Raw genomic sequence first — 17,812 nt, forward strand, 5'->3', positions numbered from 1 at the left:
AGCGGCCGCTCAGGTTTGGGGAAACCAGGAAGCGTTTACAGATGAAGTCAGCCTGTCGTTCGGGAAAAGGGTTGCGATGCCCGCGTTGAACCGTGCCTTGGCGCGGCCCCTGCGGACGTTCGTATGGCTCGGGGTCTCCCTGGGCGTGCTGCTGGCCGCAGGCCTGGTGGCGATGCTGCTCAATGACTGCCAGCGCCGGCAGGAAGCCGCGCAGCGCCAGAGTTCGGCGCTGGCGACCGGTGCCCAGCGTCTGCTGCGGCTGGAGCTGCGCAATCTGGAGCGGGTGATGCAGGGCATCTCCCGGGATGGGGCGCTGCTGTTCCAGCGGGTGCCGACGCAGGCCCCGGACCTGCTCGACGCCAGCATCACCGGCGCCCTGCAGCGGCATGCCGAATTGCACAGCATCGTGGTGGTCGACCAGTACGGGCGTGCCCTGACCAGTGGCAGCGGTGACCTGCAGCTGCCGCTATGGGCGGTGGATGACAACCGCGGCCAGGGCAGCGAGGTGTTCCTCGGACCGCCGCAGGCGCTGGATGCCGCGCACTGGACCCTGCCGCTGGCACTGCCCATGGGCGGGGACCGCTGGCTGCTGGCGCGGCTGCGCACCGCTGAGCTGCAGTCGGTGATCGGCGGCATGGACACCGGCGATGCCGGGGTGATCTCGATCACCGACCAGCGAGGCTACGTGCTGGCACGCAGCCCGGATCCCGGTGCAGTGGCCGGGCGCCGTTTCGGGCTGGCCAAGCGTGAACTGCTGCGCCGCGACGCACTGACCCCGCTGGGCACCGAGACCAGCGCGGTCGATGGCATCGAGCGGATCTCCAGCCTGAGCACGCTCGCCCAGTACCCGCTGGCGGTCTACGCCGGGCTGGGCCGGCGCGATGTGCTGGCTGCGTGGTGGCCGTATGTGCAGGCCTCGATCGGGGTCTACCTGCTGTACTGGGCGCTGTTCGCTGCGGTGTATGTCAGCCTGCGCCGCGCCACCCGTGACCAGGACAGCCTGAGCGAAGAACTGCGTACCGGCCATGCCGAGCTGCGCATGGCCCACCAGGTCGGCAAGGTCTGCACCTGGTACGTGGACGAGGATGCCTGCCTGCTGCGCTGGTCACCGCTGGCCCGCGAGATCTTCGGCATCGACATCGAGAGCCTGCCGGTCGCCGAGTTTTTCGCGCGCGTCCACCATGACGACACCGCGCGCATGCAGCAGGCCTTCGACGCGGCCTTCGCCGGCAGCGGCGTGCTCGATGAAATGTTCCGCCTGGTGTTGCCGGGGGGCGCGATCCGCTGGGTCTCCGCGCGCGGTCAGCGCGTGGCGGTGGTGGATCGCGAGCGGCGCATGATCGGGGCATTGACCGACGTCAGCGAGCGGGTCGATGCACTGGCCCGGGTGCAGCAGGCCGAGCGCCAGTTCCGGCTGTTGTTCGATCGCAACCCGGCACCATTCTGGGTGTTCGATCCGGACACCCTGCGCTTCCTGGAGGTCAACGAAGCGGCGGTCCGCCAGTACGGCTACAGCCGCGATGAGTTCCTGGCGATGAGCATCCTGGACATCCGTCCGCGCGAAGGCTGGGAGGAGATCCGCGGGGTCATCGCACAGGCGCGCATCGGCGAGGTGCAGGACGCGCAGGTGCGTCTGCACCAGCGCAAGGACGGCAGCGTGTTCGAGGTCCGTGCACATCTGGCACGGCTGGATTTCGATGGTCGCCAGGCCTGCCTGGTGCTGGCCGAGGACGTCAGCGAGCGGCTGGCCTACGAGCGCGATCTGGCGTACCACGCCACCCACAACCCGGCGACCGGTCTGCTCAATACCCGCGCGCTGGCTGCGCAGCTGGACGAAGAGGGCGGTGCCTACACGATCGCCTACGTGCAGTTCCGCGGTCTGCAGCTGGTCTCGGATACGCTGGGTCGCGAGGTCGGGGACGTGGTGCTGCAGGCGATGGCCAAGCGCCTGGGCGGGCTCGGCGTGCGTTACGGGCTGCTGGCCTTCCAGCCGGCGGAGGATTTCATCTTCGCGATCCGCGACGACCATCAGCGCCAGACCGCGCTCGACACCCTGGTGCAGACCGTGTCCGAGCCGGTGCGTGGGCAGGACTGGCTGCATCAGTTCGAGCCGCGCATCGGGGTCGCGGTGAAGTTCGACGCCGATGCCAGCACCGCCGAACAGGTGATCGGCATGGCCGCGCAGGCCGCCCATGCGGCGCGCGACGAAGGCAATGTCATCGCCTGGTACGACGCCACCGTCAGTTCCCGCCTGGCCGAGCGGCTGCGCCTGGCGGGCCGCATCCACAGTGCGATCGATACCGAGTTCGAGCTGTACTACCAGCCGATCTGCCACGCCAGCGATGGCAGTCCGGCCGCGCTGGAAGCATTGCTGCGCTGGCCGCAGGCCGACGGCAGCTTCATTCCGCCGGGCGAGTTCATCCAGCTGTGCGAAGACACTGGCCTGATCCTGGCGCTGGGCCGCTGGGTGATCCGTGCCGCGGCGCAGGCGCAGCGGCAACTGGTCGACGCCGGCTGGAACCTGCCGATCGCGGTCAATGTCTCGGCCGTGCAGTTCTTCAACAGCGACCTGGTCGCCGAGTTCACCCGCGCCAGCCAGGAGTTCGGGCTGGCCCGTGGTGCGCTGCAGGTCGAGCTGACCGAAAGCAGCCTGATGCGCAAGCCGGGCCAGGCCAAGCAGACCATGCAGCGCCTGCACGAGCAGGGCATCTGCATCTCGCTGGATGATTTCGGCACCGGTTATTCGAACATGTCCTATCTGCAGCACCTGCCGCTGGACATCCTGAAGATCGACCGCAGCTTCGTGGCGGACGTGGAAACCAATCCACGCAACGCCTCGATCTGCCGCGCGCTGCTGTCACTGGGCCACAGCATGGGGCTGACCATCATCGCCGAGGGCGTGGAAACCCCGGGCCAGCTGCAGTGGCTGGCCGCCCACGGCTGCGACCAGGTGCAGGGGTATCTGCTCGGTCGGCCGATGCCGCTGGCCAGCCTCATCGGGCAGTGGGAATCGGTGGAGGCGTAGCGGCGGTCGCTGCCCGTGCCCATCGCCGCGCGGCATCAGGCCAGGGCTTCCACCAGGTAATCGATGAAACTGCGCACCTTCGGTGCCAGGTGGCTGCGGCTGGTGTACACCGCATGGATGCCGATGCCCGGCACCGTCCACTCGGGCAGGACGCGCTCGAGCCGCCCGTCGGCGAGCGCATCGGCGACCAGGAAGTCCGGCTGCACGATGATGCCCATCCCGGCGATCGCGGCCTCGCGCAGCACATCGCCGTTGTTGGCGCGCACACCGCCGTGCACGGGCACCGAGACCTCCCCGCGCGGACCGTGCAACTGCCATGCATCGCCACCGGCCCAGTAGCTGTAGTGCAGGCACTCGTGCGCGGACAGGTCCTCGGGCTGCTGCGGGCGGCCATGCGTATCCAGGTACGCCGCTGCCGCGCACAGGCTGATCTGCGCGTCGGCCAGCTTGCGCGCGATCAGGGCCGGGCCAGGCTGGCGGGTGATGCGGATCGCGACGTCATAGCCTTCTTCGACCATGTCCACCAGACGGTCGGAGAGCGACAGGTCCAGCTCCACCTGCGGGTAGCGTGCGCGGTACCCGGCCAGCAGCGGACCCAGGCGGGCGATGCCGTAGCTGACCGGCGCATTGATCCGCAGCCGCCCCGAGGGCTCCAGCGCCTGTGCGCTGATGCCGGCCTCCAGCGCATCGAACTCGGCCAGCAGCCGCACGCACTCGGCGTAATAGGCTGCGCCTGTGCTGGTCGGGCTGACGCGGCGGGTCGTGCGGTTGAGCAGGCGGGTCGACAGGCGCTTTTCCAGCGCGGCGATCTGCCGGGTCACCCCCGCCGTGGACAGATCCAGGGCCTGCGCGGCGGCACTGAAGCCGTTGCGTTCGACCACGGCGACAAAAACACGCATGGCATCGAGAGTGTCCATTGTTTCTCTTTTCGAAATAAACAGCGTCGAAGCATCGTATTTATCGGTTGATCTGTCCGCAATAGTCTGATCTGCAGATCGACCCGTTGGGTCCTGCCATTGGAGTCCGTGATGTCCCGCCTGCCGTCCCTTTATATCTCCCATGGCTCGCCGATGACCGCACTCAATCCCGGTCTGGTGGGCGAGCGCCTGGCCGCACTGGCGGCGCGGCTGCCGCGTCCGCGCGCGATCGTGATGGCCTCGGCGCACTGGCTGACGCATCAGCCGGCGGTGGGCGGCCACGCCCAGCCACCCACCATCCACGATTTCGGTGGCTTCCCGAAGGCGCTGTTCGATCTGCAGTACCCGGCGCCGGGCGAGCCCGAGCTGGCCCGGGAGATCGCGCAGCGGCTGGGCGCCGCCGGTCTGCCGACCGCGATCGATGCGCAGCGCGGTCTCGATCACGGCGCGTGGGTGCCGCTGCGGTTCCTGTATCCGCAGGCGGACATCCCGGTCGTCCCGCTGGCGATCCAGCCGCTGCTGGGTCCGGCCCATCAATTCGCGCTGGGCCGCGCGCTGGCACCGCTGCGTGAGCAGGGCGTGCTGCTGATCGGCTCGGGCAGCATCACCCACAACCTGCATGACTGGCGCAGCTACCAGGACGGCAAGGAAGCGCCGTATGTGCGGCCGTTCATCGAGTGGGTGGAGCAGCGCCTGCAGGCCGATGACAGTGCTGCTCTGCTGGACTATCGCCGTCAGGCCCCGCACGCCGTGCAGGCGCACCCCAGCGACGAGCACCTGCAGCCGCTGCACGTCGCGATGGGTGCGGCCGGTGGCGATGCGCTCGGCGCGCAGCGCATCGATGCCGGGATCGATGCCGGTTTCCTGGCGATGGACATCTATCGCTTCGACGGCGCGGATGCGCAGCAGCACGCTGCATGAGGGCACTGCTGTCCGCGAACTGAGCCTGCCGCGCCCTGCGCATTCGCGGGGCGGCGCACGTGTGGTACGTTTTTTCCTGTTTCCGGCGCCGGCTGTCCGCAGCCTCCCCCGCGCTGCTTACTGGAAAATGCATGCATACCATTGAAGTCGTTCTGGCGATGCTGGTGGCGGTGGTCGCCAGCGGCTACCTGGTCCGCGTCCTGCCGTTGTCGCTGCCCTTGCCGCTGGTGCAGATCGGGCTGGGCGCGGTGATTGCCGGGGTGTTCAACCGCGGCCACGCGCTGGAGCCGGAGATGTTCTTCCTGCTGTTCCTGCCGCCGCTGCTGTTCCTGGATGGCTGGCGCATCCCCAAGCAGGGCCTGTTCCGCGATAAAGGCGTGATCCTGGAGCTGGCCTTCGGGCTGGTGGTGTTCACCGTGATCGGTGCCGGCTTCCTGATCCACTGGATGATCCCGGTGATGCCGCTGGCGGTGGCCTTCGCGCTGGCGGCGATCATCTCGCCGACGGATCCGGTGGCGGTCAGCTCGATCGCCTCGCGCGCGCCGATCCCCAAGCGGCTGATGCACATCCTGGAAGGCGAGTCGCTGTTGAACGATGCCTCCGGCCTGGTCTGCTTCCGCTTCGCGGTGGCGGCGGTGATGACCGGTACGTTCTCGCTGGCGACTGCCTCGCTGACCTTTCTGTGGGTGGCCGTGGCCGGTCTGGCGATCGGCGTGGCGGTGACGCTGGGCGTGTCCACCTTCCAGCGCTGGCTGTGGCGGCGCTTCGGCGAGGAGCCGGGCGCGGCGCTGCTGGTCAACCTGCTGATCCCGTTCGCGGCTTATCTGTTGGCCGAAGAACTCAATGCGTCGGGCATTCTCTCGGCGGTCGCCGCGGGCGTCACGATGAGCTACGTGGAGCTGACCGGCCGCGTCTCCGGCAGCATGCGCGTGCAGCGCACCGCGGTCTGGAACATGCTGCAGTTCAGCTTCAACGGCATCATGTTCGTGCTGCTCGGCGAGCAGTTGCCGGGCATCGTGGAGCGCGCGATCAAGACCGTCAGCGAGAGCGGGCACCACAGTGCGTGGTGGCTGCTGGTCTACGTGGTGGTGATCAACCTGGCGCTGGTGCTGCTGCGCCTGGCCTGGGTGTGGCTGTCGCTGCGCTGGAGCCTGCTGCGCGCGCGGCATCGGGGCGAGGCCCGGCAGGGCACCTCCTGGCGGATCGTGGTGGCGACCTCGGTGGCCGGCGTGCGCGGTGCGATCACCCTGGCCGGCGTGCTGACCCTGCCGCTGTTCCTGCCGGACGGCAGTGCGTTCCCGGCACGCGATCTGGTGATCTTCCTGGCCGCGGCGGTGATCCTGATTTCGCTGGTCGGGGCCAGCATCGCGCTGCCGCGGCTGCTCAAGGGCCTGGAACTGCCGGCCGATTCGGGCGAGCGCAAGGAAGAGGACCTGGCCCGCAAGCTGGCGGCCAAGGCCGCGCTGGCCGGGGTGGAGCGTACGCGCCAGCAGCTGGTGCAGAACCAGACCACCGAGAACGTGCAGCTCTACAACGATGCCGCCTCGCGGGTGAGCCTGCTGTACCAGCGCAACCTGGAGAAGGAGGCCGGGCCGGACGCGGACCCGGAGAAGGTCAAGCGGATGGAGCAGGGTTATCGCCAGCTGCGTACCGCCGGGCTGACCGCCGAGCGTGAAGAACTGTTCCGCCTGACCCGGCGGGGCAAGATCTCCGACGAGATCTCGCGCAGGCTGATCCGCAATCTGGACCTGCTGGAAACGCGGCAACGGGATTGAAGCCGCACCCGCGTGGGTGCCTTGCCACGGGTAGAGCCACCCAGGGGGCGGCTCTACTCCCGGCAACCGAGGGATCAGGCGTCCGGCTTCTGATCCAGGAAGTAGGCCACCACGGTGCCCTTGATCTTGATCGTCATCGGGTTGCCGCGGCGGTCGCGGGCCTTGCCGGCCTGCACGCGGATCCAGCCTTCGCTGATCGAATACTCTTCAACATTGTCGCGTTCGACATCGTTGAAGCGGATGCCCACGCCGCGCTCCAGCGCAGCGGCATCGTGGAAGGGGCTGGCCGGGTTGATCGCCAGGTGATCGGGAGGGGTATCGCTCATGGTCACAGGATGCTGACGACCACCAAGGCCGCCTTCTGCCGCACAGGATAAACCGCAGCGGGCCCCGCGCCGAATTTCGCTTCCTGCCAACGCCCTTGCACGGCAGAATGCGCCCCTGTCTCCAGGATTACCGGCCATGCCCGACAACAGCGATTATTTCGACTTCGAAGAAGAAGAGCGCGATTTCGACGAGGACGATTTCGAGGCGCGGATCTGGAATCTGTTCGTGCTGATCAACCCGGGCGACGAAGAACTGGCCCTGCAGCAGTTCAACCGCTGGCGCGAGGCGCTGCTGGAAAGCGGCGAGGGCATCGATGAGGACGCCGACTGGCTGCCGCCGATGATGGCCGCGATCGCCTGGCAGTCCGGGTTCGAGGTGGAGCGTGGCGATGCCGACGCGCTGATGTCGGCGGTCAACGAGCTGTCTGCGCGCTGGAACCTGCAGATCGACTGGGGCGGCGACCTGGACGATGAGGATTTCGCCGCCGAGGTGGATGTGCCGATGCTGATGGCCACCGCCCACGACCGCCTGCGCGAGCATAACTACGCGCTGTGGAGCGTGGATACCGGCAATGACACCCTGGTCGGGTGGATGGCGCTCAACCGCGATGACGACGCGATGTTGGCGCTGTGCTCGCTGCTGGGCGTGGAAGTACGGCCGGGCAGCGATCCGTTCTGACGGCGTGATCGCAGCCTGCGTGTGCCGACCCACGGTCGGCAGCTACGCCTGGTATTGGCTGCGGGCGTTGGCGATGACCGCTTTGACCAGCGCGCGGTCCGTATGCCGTGAGATGGGCTGTGCGCCGAGCGCGATCGCCTGCAGGCGCAATGGGGCGGGCACGTCGTAGTGGGCGCCGCTGCGGCGGTTCTGGAAGGCCCGCCGCGGAATCCCGAGCTGCGCCGCCATGGCGTGCAGCTCGGGCAGGGTGTCGGCCATCAGATGCGCCCAGCGCTCGCCGCGCCAGGGATGTACCGCATCGTCGATATAGACCGTCACCGGATCGCCGTGGCTCAGGCCTGCGGCTTGTCGTCGCTGGCGGCCGGGGTGGCGTCGGCGGCGTCGGCGGCATCGGTGCCGGCCTCATCTGCTACCGCGGCGTCGTCGCCGGCATCGGCAGCGGTGTCGGCGTCTTCGCTTGCTTCGCCTTCCACACCTTCGAACTCGGACACCAGCTGGGCCAAGTACTCGTCGGCGGTCTTGCCTTCGTCAGCGGCCAGATCGTCGATCAGCTGCTGCAGCTGGGTCGAGTACTCCAGGTTGACCTTGCGGCCTTCCTTTTCCTGGACGTTGGAGAGGTGCTTGAGCATCGCCAGCATCGGCACCGGGTTGTCGGCGTTGCCCATGGTCTGGCCGCCGATGGCCAGCAGCCATTCGGTGCCCTGCAGGCCGATCGCGGCGACAACCTGACCTTCTTCGTTGGTCAGCACGGCATGGTTCTGCACCGGCTGCTGGGCGTTGAGGCGGTTGATCGGGCGCTTGGGCTGCTGCTTCTTGCGCTTGTCGCGCTTGGCCTTGGACTGCTTGGACATGGGTGCGGTCTATCTACAATGGAAAGACCCATTGTAGTGCCGGCCGCCGGCCGGCTCCACGCCTTCCATGAACCGCCCGCCGCGCGCGGCCGCGCCTCAGGGCAACGCCGGTGGCGCGCTGGCGGCCTGCACGTCGGGATCGGCAGCGGCCGGTGACAGTGCCACTTCCTGCCCGGCACCGGCCAACGCCGCCGCTTCGGCCGCCCTGGTCATCACCACGATGCTGATCCGGCGGTTGATCGGATTGTCCGGCTGGGTCCGGTCGAACAGCACCGAGGAGGACAGGCCGACCACCCGGGTCACCTTGTCCTCGGTCATCCCGCCATCGAGCAGCGCCCGCCGGGCGGCGTTGGCGCGGTCGGCGCTGAGCTCCCAGTTGCTGTAGCCGCGGGCTGCGTTGTAGGCGGTGATGTCGGTGTGGCCGGTAATGCTGATCCGGTTCGGAACGTGGTTGATGAACTGCGAGAGCTCGCGCAGGATCTCGCGCGTGTACGGTTTCAGCGAGGCGCTGCCCATGTCGAACATCGGCCGGTTCTGCTTGTCCACGATCTGGATGCGCAGGCCTTCCGGAGTGAGATCGAGCAGCAGCTGGTCCTTGAACGGCTCCAGCGCCTGGCTCTTGCTGATCGCTTCTTCCAGCTCCTGCTTGAGCGCTTCGAGCTGGCGCTTTTCGCGCTCGCGCTCGTCTTCCTGCGGCACCGGCCTGGAGGCCTGCTGGTTCTGGAAGGGATCATTGCTGTTGCCGCGCGAGATGTCGGTGGCGCCGCCCAGCTTGATCATCGACGTACTGGCGCCGCCCGGGCCGGCCATGCCCGGGGCCGGGGTGGAACTGCTGCCGGCCAGCGGACTGGGGTTGCGGAAGTATTCGGAGATCGCCGCGCGCTCGGGCTTGCTGGTGGCGGCCATCAGCCACAGCACCAGGAAGAAGGCCATCATCGCGGTCACGAAGTCGGCGTAAGCCACCTTCCAGGCGCCGCCATGGTGCGCGGCGTGGCCGGCCTTCCTGACCCGGCGGACGATGACGGTGGGTTTGTTCTCGGCCATGGCGCTGCCTTACTTGACCGTCTTGAGGTGCTGTTCGAACTCGCTGAAGCCCGGGCGCACGTTGGACGGCAGGGTCTTGCGGGCGAATTCCAGCGCGATCTTCGGGTTGTAGCCGCGCAGGCAGGCCAGCAGCGCGGTCTTCACCGATTCGTAGATGCGCGCATCCTGTTCGGCGCGGGCTTCCACGGCCGAGGCCAGCGGGCCGACGAAGCCATAGGCCAGCAGGATGCCCAGGAAGGTACCGACCAGCGCGCCGGCGACGTGTGCACCGACCTCGGTGATTTCCCCGCCGATCGAGCCCATGGTGATCACGATGCCCAGCACCGCGGCGACGATGCCGAAGCCGGGCAGGCCGTCGGCGACCTTGTTGAGCACCGCGGCCGGCTGCATCGCTTCGCCATGGTGCTTTTCCAGCTCCAGTTCCAGCAGCGGCTCCAGTTCGTGCGGCTCGATGTTGCTGCCGATCATCAGGCGCAGGCAGTCGGTGATGAAGTCGACCAGGTGATGGTCGGCCTGCACCTTCGGGTAGTTGGCGAAGATGCTGCTCTCGGCCGGGCGCTCGACGTGGTCTTCCAGCGCCATGAAGCCTTCCCGGCGCGCCTTGTTGAGCAGTTCGTAGAGTAGGCTGAGGACGTCGATGTAGTCCTGCTGCTTGTAGCGCGGGCCCTTGAACACGCCCACGGTGGCCTGCAGGGTCTGCTTCACGGTTTTGACCGGGGTGCCGACCAGGAACGCGCCCAGCGCCGCGCCGCCGATGATCACCAGTTCATAGGGCTGCCACAGCGCGCCGAGTTTGCCGTGCGCGCCTACATAACCGCCGAGCACGCTGAGGATGACGACGAGAAGTCCAACGATGATGAGCATGGGGCCGACGCGGGAAGGGGATACCTCCATGTCGGCCCCTTCACCCCCTTTCTGAAGGGCGGCGTTCGCTCGATGTCACACTTTTTCGGATTCAGGCAGCCGGCTCGGCTTCCGCCCCAGCGCGCTGCAACGGGTCCGGATAGGCCTGCCCGTTGGGCGTGAACGACAGCGAGACCGAGTTCAGGCAGTGGCGTTCATGGGTCGGTGGCGGGCCATCCGGGAAAACATGGCCGAGATGGCTGTCACATCGCGCGCAGACGATTTCGGTGCGGACCATGCCATGGCTGGCATCGCGGATCTCCCGCACATGGGCCGGGTCGAAGGGCGCGAAGAAGCTCGGCCAGCCGGTACCGGAGTCGAACTTGGTGCTGGAGCGGAACAGCGGCAGGCCGCACAGCCGGCAGCCGTAGACGCCGTCCTGCTTGTTGTCCAGGAAGACCCCGCAGAACGGCGCCTCGGTGCCATGGTGCAGCAGCACGCGCTGCTCGTCGGCACTCAGGCCACGGATCAAGGCCTGGCGTTGGGCGTCGCTGGGAGGGGAGAGGTCGAAAGCGGTCATGGGCAGTCCTCGTGGGGATGCGCTTTACATTGGGTCGCGGGCCCGGGGTTCCAACCGGGCGGCATTCATCGTGCTGATACCCGTGCGGGTGCATGGTGAAGGCCTGGACGCTGCCGGGAGACCACGATGTACCGCCTACGCCGCCATGCCGCCGTGCTGCTGGTACTGCTGCCGTTGACCGCGGCCGCGCAGATCGGCCCGCCGCCCAGCCCCACGGCGACCCGCCCGGTGGTGACCCCGTCGCCCGCGCCCGCGCCGCTGCCGATCCCCGTGCAGCCGGCCCCGGCCGACAGTCTGTCGGGCGAGATGGCGCCGGTGAAGTCGTCCTCGCAGACCCAGCAGCAGCTGCGCACGCACCCGATCCAGAGCAAAGGCCCCTCGCAGCCCGCGCCGATGCGGGGTCCTGCGGTGCAGAGCAAGGTCTACGACCGCCACGGCCGGATCATTCCGGGCGTGAAGCAGGTCGGCCCGAACCGCGTGCTCGATACCCGCACCGGGCGCTACTACGACGCCATTCCCAGTGGGGATGGACAGCAGATCAAGCCTTGAGCGATACGGTGCGGGGTGGCGGAAAAATGAATGGTTTACATCACGCCACCCGCAGTCATCACCGTCAACGCAGCGGCTCACTGTTTTTTCTCCTGTGATTAACCGGATCGGCGGGACCCTGTCCCTGCGCCGCAACACAGCGCATCCCCCGAGGTTTTTCGAGAAGAGTGCAATCATGGCTAACCAGCAGAACCGCAGTCCCGGCAAGACACCGCAGGAGCAGCAGGGCAGTCAGCAGAACCAGAAGCCCGGCCAGCAGAACCAGCAGCAGTGGGACCAGCAGAATCAGAAGGGCGGCAAGCAGCAGGACCAGAAGCATCAGGACCAGAAGCAGCAGCGCTGATGCGCTTGGCGCAATGAACGAAGGCGGTGCGCACATGCGCGCCGCCTTTCTGCTTTTCCGTCGGCCGTGCTCAATCCGGAATCGGCAGGGTCAGGGTTTCCTTGACCTCTTCCATCACGATGTAGCTCTTGGATTCACGCACGTGCGGCAAGGTCAACAAGGTGCTGCCGAGCAGCTTCCGGTACGAAGCCATCTCGCTGATGCGTGCCTTGAGCAGGTAATCGAAATCGCCCGAGACCAGATGGCATTCCAGCACGTTGGGCAGCTTCAGCGCCGCACGGCGGAATTCCTCGAAGATATCGCCGGATTTGTAGGCCAGGCTGATCTCCACGAACACCAGCAGGCTGGCCTTGAGGTAATGCGGGTCGAGCTTGGCGTAGTAGCCGGTGATCGCGCCGTCGCGCTCCAGCCGGCGCACGCGCTCGGTGCAGGGCGTGGTCGACAAGCCGACCCGCTCGCCCAGTTCGGTGAAGGAAATCCGACCCTCGGCCTGCAGGATGCGCAGGATCTTGCGGTCGATCTTGTCCAGTTCACGGGCGCGCGTGGCCATCGGCGTCAACCTCTCGAGGATGTTGGCGAGACAATACCCTGCCTGCGGCTGGAAAAACAGGCGAATTGATTGGTTGTGGCTGACTATACTTCCTCAATTATGGTCCCGGCGTGCTTCTGCGCAGGGAATGATCGGGTTGGAGAGGTGTCATGCGCGTTCTAGTCCTTGGCAGCGGTGTGATCGGCACGACCAGTGCCTGGTACCTGCGGCAGGCCGGGTTTGAAGTCACGGTGGTCGACCGCCAGCCCGGTCCGGCGCTGGAAACCAGCTTCGCCAATGCAGGCCAGCTGTCGTTCGGCTACACCTCGCCGTGGGCCGCGCCCGGGGTGCCGCTCAAGGCAATCAAGTGGCTGTTCTCCGAGCATGCCCCGCTGGCGATCCGGCCTGGCCTGGACTGGCACCAGTACCGCTGGCTGGCCCAGATGCTGCGCAACTGCACGCATGAGCGTTATGCGATCAACAAGGCGCGCATGGTGCGCATGTCCGAGTACAGCCGCGATTGCCTCAACGAACTGCGCCGCGAGACCGGCATCGAATTCGAAGGCCGCGATCTGGGGACCACCCAGTTGTTCCGTACCCAGCAGCAGCTCGATGCGTCCGCGCAGGACATCGACGTGCTGGCCCAGTACGGCGTGCCGTATGAGGTGCTCGACCGCGACGGCATCATCGCCCACGAACCGGCGCTGGCCGGCGTGGCCGACAAGCTGGTCGGTGCGCTGCGCCTGCCGCGCGACCAGACCGGCGACTGCCAGCTGTTCACCCGTCGCCTGGCCCAGATGTGCGTCGATGCCGGGGTGGAATTCCGCTTCGACCAGGACATCGCCGGCCTGCAGAGCGATGGCGACCGCATCACCGGTGCGCGCATCGATGGCAAGCTGGAAACCGCCGATCACTACGTGGTCGCGCTGGGCAGCTACTCGCCGTCGCTGGTCGCACCGCTGGGCATGCAGCTGCCGGTGTACCCGCTCAAGGGCTACTCGCTGACGCTGCCGATCACCGATCCGGCGATGGCGCCGACCTCGACCATCCTCGATGAAAGCTACAAGGTGGCCGTGACCCGTTTCGACGACCGCATCCGCGTGGGTGGCATGGCCGAAGTAGGCGGGTTCGACCTGTCGCTCTCGCCGCGCCGCCGCGCCACGCTGGAGAAGGTGGTGCGTGATCTGTACCCGGACGGTGGCGACCTGTCGCGCGCCGAGTTCTGGACCGGCCTGCGCCCGGCCACGCCGGACGGCACCCCGGTGGTCGGTGCCACGCCGTACCGCAACCTGTTCCTCAATACCGGCCACGGCACCCTGGGCTGGACCATGGCGTGCGGCTCCGGCCGCTACCTGGCCGACCTGATGGATGCCCGCCAGCCGCAGATCAGCACCGAAGGCCTGGATATTTTCCGTTACACCCACCACGCCGCCTCTGTCCGTCACCGTGAGCCGAGTTCATGCGCCCAGCCCGTGCGTTGATTGATCTGGATGCGCTGCGCAGCAATTACCGGCTGGCGCGCGAACTGGGGGGCGGCAAGGCCGTTGCCGTGATCAAGGCCGACGCCTACGGGCACGGTGCGGTGCGCTGCGCCCGCGCGCTGCAGGCCGAGGCCGACGCCTTTGGCGTGGCCTGCATCGAAGAAGCGCTGGAACTGCGCGCGGCCGGTATCACTGGCCCGATCCTGCTGCTGGAAGGGTTCTTCGATGCCGCGGAGCTGCCGCTGATCGTCGAGCATGACCTGTGGTTCGCGGTGGGTGCGCCGTGGCAGGTCGAGGCGGTCGCTGCCTTCCAGACCACCGCCACGCTCAACGTGTGGTTGAAGCTGGACAGCGGCATGCACCGGTTGGGCCTGTGGCCGGACGAGTTCCGCGCCGCCCACGCCGCGCTGAGTGCGTTGGCCCATGTCGGGCCGATGGTGCTGATGACCCACATGGCGCGCGCCGACGAACTGGACAGCCCGCGCACCCGCGAGCAGGCCGACGTCTTCGCGGCCACCATCGACGGCCTGGCCGGGCAGACCAGCCTGTGCAATTCGCCGGCACTGCTGGGCTGGCCGGACGTGCGCAGCGACTGGGTGCGGCCGGGCCTGATGCTGTACGGGATCAACCCGATGCCGGCGCATACCTTGGTGACCGAGCGCCTGCGCCCGGTGATGAGCATGCGCTCGAAGATCTTCGCCGTGCGCGACATCGCGGTGGGCGAGCCGGTCGGCTATGGCGCGCGCTTCGTGGCGCAGCGGCCGACCCGGGTCGGCGTGGTCGCGCTCGGTTATGCCGACGGCTACCCGCAGTTCGCACCGAACGGCACCCCGGTGCGCATTGATGACCAGCCCGGCATCGTGATCGGCCGGGTTTCGATGGACATGCTCACCGTGGACCTGACCCACCTGCCGCAGGCCGGCATCGGCAGCACCGTGACCCTGTGGGGCGATGCGCCGCGCATCGAGGCCCTGGCGCCGCTGTGCAGTGTCAGTGCCTATCAACTGCCGTGTGGCGTGAAGCGGGTGGTGCGCGAGTACGTCGACGGCTGAGCCGCCACCGGCGATACCGCGTGCATGAAAAAAGGCGGCGCTGATGCGCCGCCTTTCACATGTGGGCCGGCGGCTCAGGTGCTGGCCGTGGCCTCGTTGCGCAGGTCGCGCCGGATCCAGTCATCCAGCAGGCGCTTCTCGTAGCGCAGCGGGTCGGTATCGCTCTGCCGGCCGATGTTGTGCAGGTAACCGGTGTCCTGCAGCTTGCGCTCCCCCTCGCCGATCACCTGGCCCTGCGCATCCTTGAGCGTATAGGTCAGCGACACCCGGGGCGGGTAGATGTCGCGCATCACCCGGATGTCGTTGGCGCGCGGGCCATGCCATGGCTCGTAGTCGCCGGCGCGCTTGATGTCGGTGAAGGTGACGGCCAGCGTCTGGCCGGGCTGCAGCTCTTTGCTGGCCGTGGTCTGCACGTACTTCGCCAGCTGCTGCACCCAGTCGCCACGCTCGGCCTCGAAGCGGTTGTTGCTCTGGCGGATCTCGGTGAACTGGGCCGGGTCCGTCCAGGCCACCTGGACCGGGCCATCGGCCTCAAGGGCCCGCGGGGCCTGCGGGTCGGTCACGGTGCGCGGGGCGGCGGTAGCGGCAGCACTGCCGATCAGCAGCAGCCCGGCCAACGCCCCGGCGATCAGGGATGTGCGGTTCATGACAACTCCTGGGTCGCGATCACAAGTGGGATCAGGTGCCCAGTGTGATCCTGATCCGGGTGGCGGACAATGCACGCGCGTATGCTCCGCCTCTGCGGTTGGCGCCAATTCACCCAGGCCTGCCCCGCGCCCCCTGGCGCTTGACGCTGCGAATACGCGCGTTGGCCGATCCTGTCCTCCTCTGTTTCGCCAGTTGCCTCATTGAAGCCCTTGCCCAGCCTGCCCACTTCGACGTTGGAACGCGCCTCTTTCCTGGCTTCATCGCCGGATCCGGCCCTGTATCGCACGGTCCTTGAGCGCCTGAATGCGGGGTTCTGCATCATCGAGGTGATCTTCGATGACGCCGGCGTGGGGGTGGACTACCGGTTCGTGGAGGTCAACGAGGCGTTTTCGCGCAACACCGGGCTGAGCAATGTCTGCGGGCAGCGGATGACAAGCCTGCAGCCGGGCCATGAGACGGACTGGTACCGCACCTATGGCGAGGTGGCACTGAGCGGCCAGGCCCGGCAGTTCGAGATGGAAGCACGCGCGCTGAACCGGTGGTATTCGGTCGAGGCGGTCAGCGTCGGCGAGCCGGACGAGCACCTGGTGGCCGTGGTGTTCTTCGACATCACCAACCGCAAGCACATCGAAGTGGAACTGGCCGAAAGCGAGGCGCGCTTCAGTGCGTTGGCCGATGGCCTGCCGATGCCGGTCTGGGTGCTGGATGAGCGCGGTCATTCGCGCTTCGTCAACAGTGCCTTCAGTGAGTTCTTCGGCGGTGACGAGCAGCGCGTACCGGACGATGTCTGGCGTGGGCTGGTGCATCCCGACGATGCTTCGGTGTTCGATTACGAACTGCAGGAGGCGCTGAAGTCACAGCGTTCCATGCATGCGCTGGTGCGCGGCCGCCGCGCCGATGGCCAATGGCGCTGGCTGGAAATGAACGCGCGTCCGCGCTTCTCGCGGATGGGACGTTTCATCGGCCTGGCCGGCAGCAGCCCCGACGTGACCGAACGCCGCGAGATCGAAATGGCGCGCGAGGAGCTGCTGCAGTCCGAGCGTGCCGCGCGCAGTGCCGCCGAGAACATGGCGCGGCTGAAGGATGAGTTCCTGGCCACGCTTTCGCACGAGCTGCGTACCCCGCTGACCACCATCCTGGGCTGGAGCGAGCTGCTGCTGCAGCGCATCGACAATACCAGCCCGATGTACAAGGGCCTGGGCGTGATCGCCAACAGCGCGATGGCGCAGAAGCGGCTGATCTCGGACATGCTGGACCTGAGCAGCATGCTGCTCGGCAAGGTCCAGCTGGAAGTGGAAATGCTGGATCTGCGGGCGCAGCTGGAAGAGGCGATGCGCGCACAGGAGCTGGTTGCCGAAGGCAAGGCGCTGTCGATGGAACTGGTGATGCCCGACGAGCCGTGTCTGGTCCTGGGTGATGCCACGCGCCTGCAGCAGGTGCTGTGGAACCTGCTCTCCAACGCCATCAAATTCACCCCGGCCGAGGGGCGCGTGGTGCTGACCCTGGCTGCCGACGGCGGGCACTGGTCGATCACCGTGACCGACTCCGGTGACGGCATCGCGCCGGAGTTCCTGCGCCATCTGTTCAGCCGGTTCCGCCAGGCCGACGGCACCACCACACGCCGCCATGGCGGGCTGGGGCTGGGGCTGGCGATCGTGCAGCAGCTGGTGGAACTGCATGGCGGCGTGGTCGCGGCCAGCAGCGACGGCCACGGCCAGGGGGCGAGCTTCAACGTGCGCCTGCCGCGCTATCAGCCGCAGGCCGATGGGCGCCCGCTGCGCGAAGTGTTCAGTGGCCCGATCACCGAGCAGATCATCGAACCCTATCCGCTCAAGGGCCTGCATCTGTTGGCCGTGGAAGACCAGCCGGAAGTGCTGGAGTACCTGCGGCGGCTGCTGGAAGAGCAGGGCGCGTCCGTCACTACGGCATCGTCTGCCGGCGAAGCGCTGGCGCTGCTCAACGAGAACGGCCACGACGGCATCGACGCCCTGCTGACCGACATCGGCATGCCGGGGATGGATGGCTATGGGCTGGTGCGCACGCTGCGCGACAACATGGGGGTCGAGCCCGAGGCGTTGCCCGCCGTCGCCGTCACTGCGCTGGCGCGTGCCGATGACCGCAAGCGGGCGCTGGCCTCGGGCTTCCAGGAGCACGTGGCCAAGCCGTATTCGGTCGCCCAGCTGGTGGCGGCCGTGCGTGGCGTCCTCGCTGGCCGTTGAAACCGCCGCGTTGGCGGTGGTTGTTGGCAA

General features: G+C 67.5%; 18 protein-coding genes. 9 read left to right on the top strand and 9 right to left on the bottom strand.

All coding sequences use genetic code 11. The annotated features are described in order from the left end of the window. The first annotated feature begins 76 nt into the window (after positions 1 to 76). The gene (locus AC07WC_RS00515; protein ID WP_495208323.1) at positions 77 to 3,025 is read left to right on the top strand and encodes a bifunctional diguanylate cyclase/phosphodiesterase; all 2,949 of its coding nucleotides are present in this window, start codon (positions 77 to 79) and stop codon (positions 3,023 to 3,025) included. Between the two features lie 35 nt (positions 3,026 to 3,060). Here AC07WC_RS00515 and AC07WC_RS00520 read toward each other — a convergent pair whose 3' ends face one another. Next, positions 3,061 to 3,942: a LysR family transcriptional regulator gene (locus AC07WC_RS00520; protein ID WP_495208324.1), complete on the bottom strand. Its 882-nt coding sequence runs from the start codon at positions 3,940 to 3,942 to the stop codon at positions 3,061 to 3,063. A 111-nt stretch (positions 3,943 to 4,053) separates the two neighbouring features. Here AC07WC_RS00520 and AC07WC_RS00525 point away from each other — a divergent pair, with 111 nt between their 5' ends. Beyond that, positions 4,054 to 4,863, top strand: a complete 810-nt coding sequence (locus AC07WC_RS00525) for a dioxygenase family protein (RefSeq protein WP_495208325.1) — start codon at positions 4,054 to 4,056, stop codon at positions 4,861 to 4,863. A 131-nt stretch (positions 4,864 to 4,994) separates the two neighbouring features. Next, the gene (locus AC07WC_RS00530) at positions 4,995 to 6,638 is read left to right on the top strand and encodes a Na+/H+ antiporter (protein WP_495208326.1); all 1,644 of its coding nucleotides are present in this window, start codon (positions 4,995 to 4,997) and stop codon (positions 6,636 to 6,638) included. Between the two features lie 74 nt (positions 6,639 to 6,712). Here AC07WC_RS00530 and AC07WC_RS00535 read toward each other — a convergent pair whose 3' ends face one another. Then, positions 6,713 to 6,964 carry a DUF3297 family protein gene (locus tag AC07WC_RS00535; protein WP_495208327.1) on the bottom strand — a complete coding sequence of 84 codons (252 nt, stop codon included), beginning with the start codon at positions 6,962 to 6,964 and terminating at the stop codon, positions 6,713 to 6,715. A gap of 136 nt (positions 6,965 to 7,100) precedes the next feature. Here AC07WC_RS00535 and AC07WC_RS00540 point away from each other — a divergent pair, with 136 nt between their 5' ends. Beyond that, positions 7,101 to 7,643: a DUF6630 family protein gene (locus AC07WC_RS00540; protein WP_495208328.1), complete on the top strand. Its 543-nt coding sequence runs from the start codon at positions 7,101 to 7,103 to the stop codon at positions 7,641 to 7,643. Between the two features lie 42 nt (positions 7,644 to 7,685). Here AC07WC_RS00540 and AC07WC_RS00545 read toward each other — a convergent pair whose 3' ends face one another. The 5 genes from AC07WC_RS00545 to msrB form a co-directional block, all read right to left on the bottom strand. Further along, positions 7,686 to 7,961 carry a DUF4031 domain-containing protein gene (locus tag AC07WC_RS00545; RefSeq protein WP_495208329.1) on the bottom strand — a complete coding sequence of 92 codons (276 nt, stop codon included), beginning with the start codon at positions 7,959 to 7,961 and terminating at the stop codon, positions 7,686 to 7,688. Positions 7,962 to 7,975: 14 nt separating this feature from the next. Beyond that, positions 7,976 to 8,494, bottom strand: coding sequence for a hypothetical protein (locus AC07WC_RS00550; protein ID WP_495208330.1), 519 nt, complete (start codon positions 8,492 to 8,494; stop codon positions 7,976 to 7,978). A 96-nt stretch (positions 8,495 to 8,590) separates the two neighbouring features. Continuing rightward, entirely contained in the window at positions 8,591 to 9,538 is a 948-nt protein-coding gene (gene motB / locus AC07WC_RS00555; RefSeq protein WP_495208331.1) for a flagellar motor protein MotB, read from the bottom strand. Positions 9,539 to 9,547: 9 nt separating this feature from the next. Then, on the bottom strand, positions 9,548 to 10,402 hold the full coding sequence (gene motA / locus AC07WC_RS00560; RefSeq protein ID WP_088432758.1) for a flagellar motor stator protein MotA: 855 nt from the start codon (positions 10,400 to 10,402) through the stop codon (positions 9,548 to 9,550). Between the two features lie 91 nt (positions 10,403 to 10,493). After that, a complete protein-coding gene (gene msrB, locus AC07WC_RS00565; RefSeq protein WP_495208332.1) occupies positions 10,494 to 10,961 on the bottom strand; it encodes a peptide-methionine (R)-S-oxide reductase MsrB in 468 nt (155 codons plus the stop codon). A 126-nt stretch (positions 10,962 to 11,087) separates the two neighbouring features. Here msrB and AC07WC_RS00570 point away from each other — a divergent pair, with 126 nt between their 5' ends. After that, positions 11,088 to 11,510: a classical arabinogalactan protein 4 gene (locus AC07WC_RS00570; protein ID WP_495208333.1), complete on the top strand. Its 423-nt coding sequence runs from the start codon at positions 11,088 to 11,090 to the stop codon at positions 11,508 to 11,510. A 175-nt stretch (positions 11,511 to 11,685) separates the two neighbouring features. Continuing rightward, complete coding sequence (locus AC07WC_RS00575; protein ID WP_495208334.1) at positions 11,686 to 11,853, top strand: lana protein; 168 nt, start codon at positions 11,686 to 11,688, stop codon at positions 11,851 to 11,853. Positions 11,854 to 11,923: 70 nt separating this feature from the next. Here the strand turns inward: AC07WC_RS00575 and AC07WC_RS00580 are convergent, their stop codons facing one another. Next, positions 11,924 to 12,403: an Lrp/AsnC ligand binding domain-containing protein gene (locus AC07WC_RS00580; protein ID WP_046272909.1), complete on the bottom strand. Its 480-nt coding sequence runs from the start codon at positions 12,401 to 12,403 to the stop codon at positions 11,924 to 11,926. Positions 12,404 to 12,552: 149 nt separating this feature from the next. Between AC07WC_RS00580 and AC07WC_RS00585 the strand changes: the two genes are divergently transcribed. Together AC07WC_RS00585 and alr are read left to right on the top strand one after the other, a co-directional pair. Further along, positions 12,553 to 13,863, top strand: coding sequence for a D-amino acid dehydrogenase (locus AC07WC_RS00585; RefSeq protein ID WP_495208335.1), 1,311 nt, complete (start codon positions 12,553 to 12,555; stop codon positions 13,861 to 13,863). Next, entirely contained in the window at positions 13,842 to 14,915 is a 1,074-nt protein-coding gene (gene alr, locus AC07WC_RS00590; protein ID WP_495208336.1) for an alanine racemase, read from the top strand. Before AC07WC_RS00585 ends, alr begins: the two co-directional genes overlap by 22 nt. A 74-nt stretch (positions 14,916 to 14,989) precedes the next feature. On the opposite strand, the gene AC07WC_RS00595 is transcribed toward alr, so the two are convergent. Next, the gene (locus AC07WC_RS00595; protein WP_495208337.1) at positions 14,990 to 15,562 is read right to left on the bottom strand and encodes a DUF3016 domain-containing protein; all 573 of its coding nucleotides are present in this window, start codon (positions 15,560 to 15,562) and stop codon (positions 14,990 to 14,992) included. Between the two features lie 219 nt (positions 15,563 to 15,781). On the opposite strand from AC07WC_RS00595, the gene AC07WC_RS00600 reads away from it, so the two are divergent. Further along, the gene (locus AC07WC_RS00600; protein ID WP_495208750.1) at positions 15,782 to 17,782 is read left to right on the top strand and encodes a hybrid sensor histidine kinase/response regulator; all 2,001 of its coding nucleotides are present in this window, start codon (positions 15,782 to 15,784) and stop codon (positions 17,780 to 17,782) included. Positions 17,783 to 17,812 lie beyond the last annotated feature (30 nt).

It is taken from the genome of Stenotrophomonas sp. GW821-FHT01H02A (genome assembly GCF_059422145.1).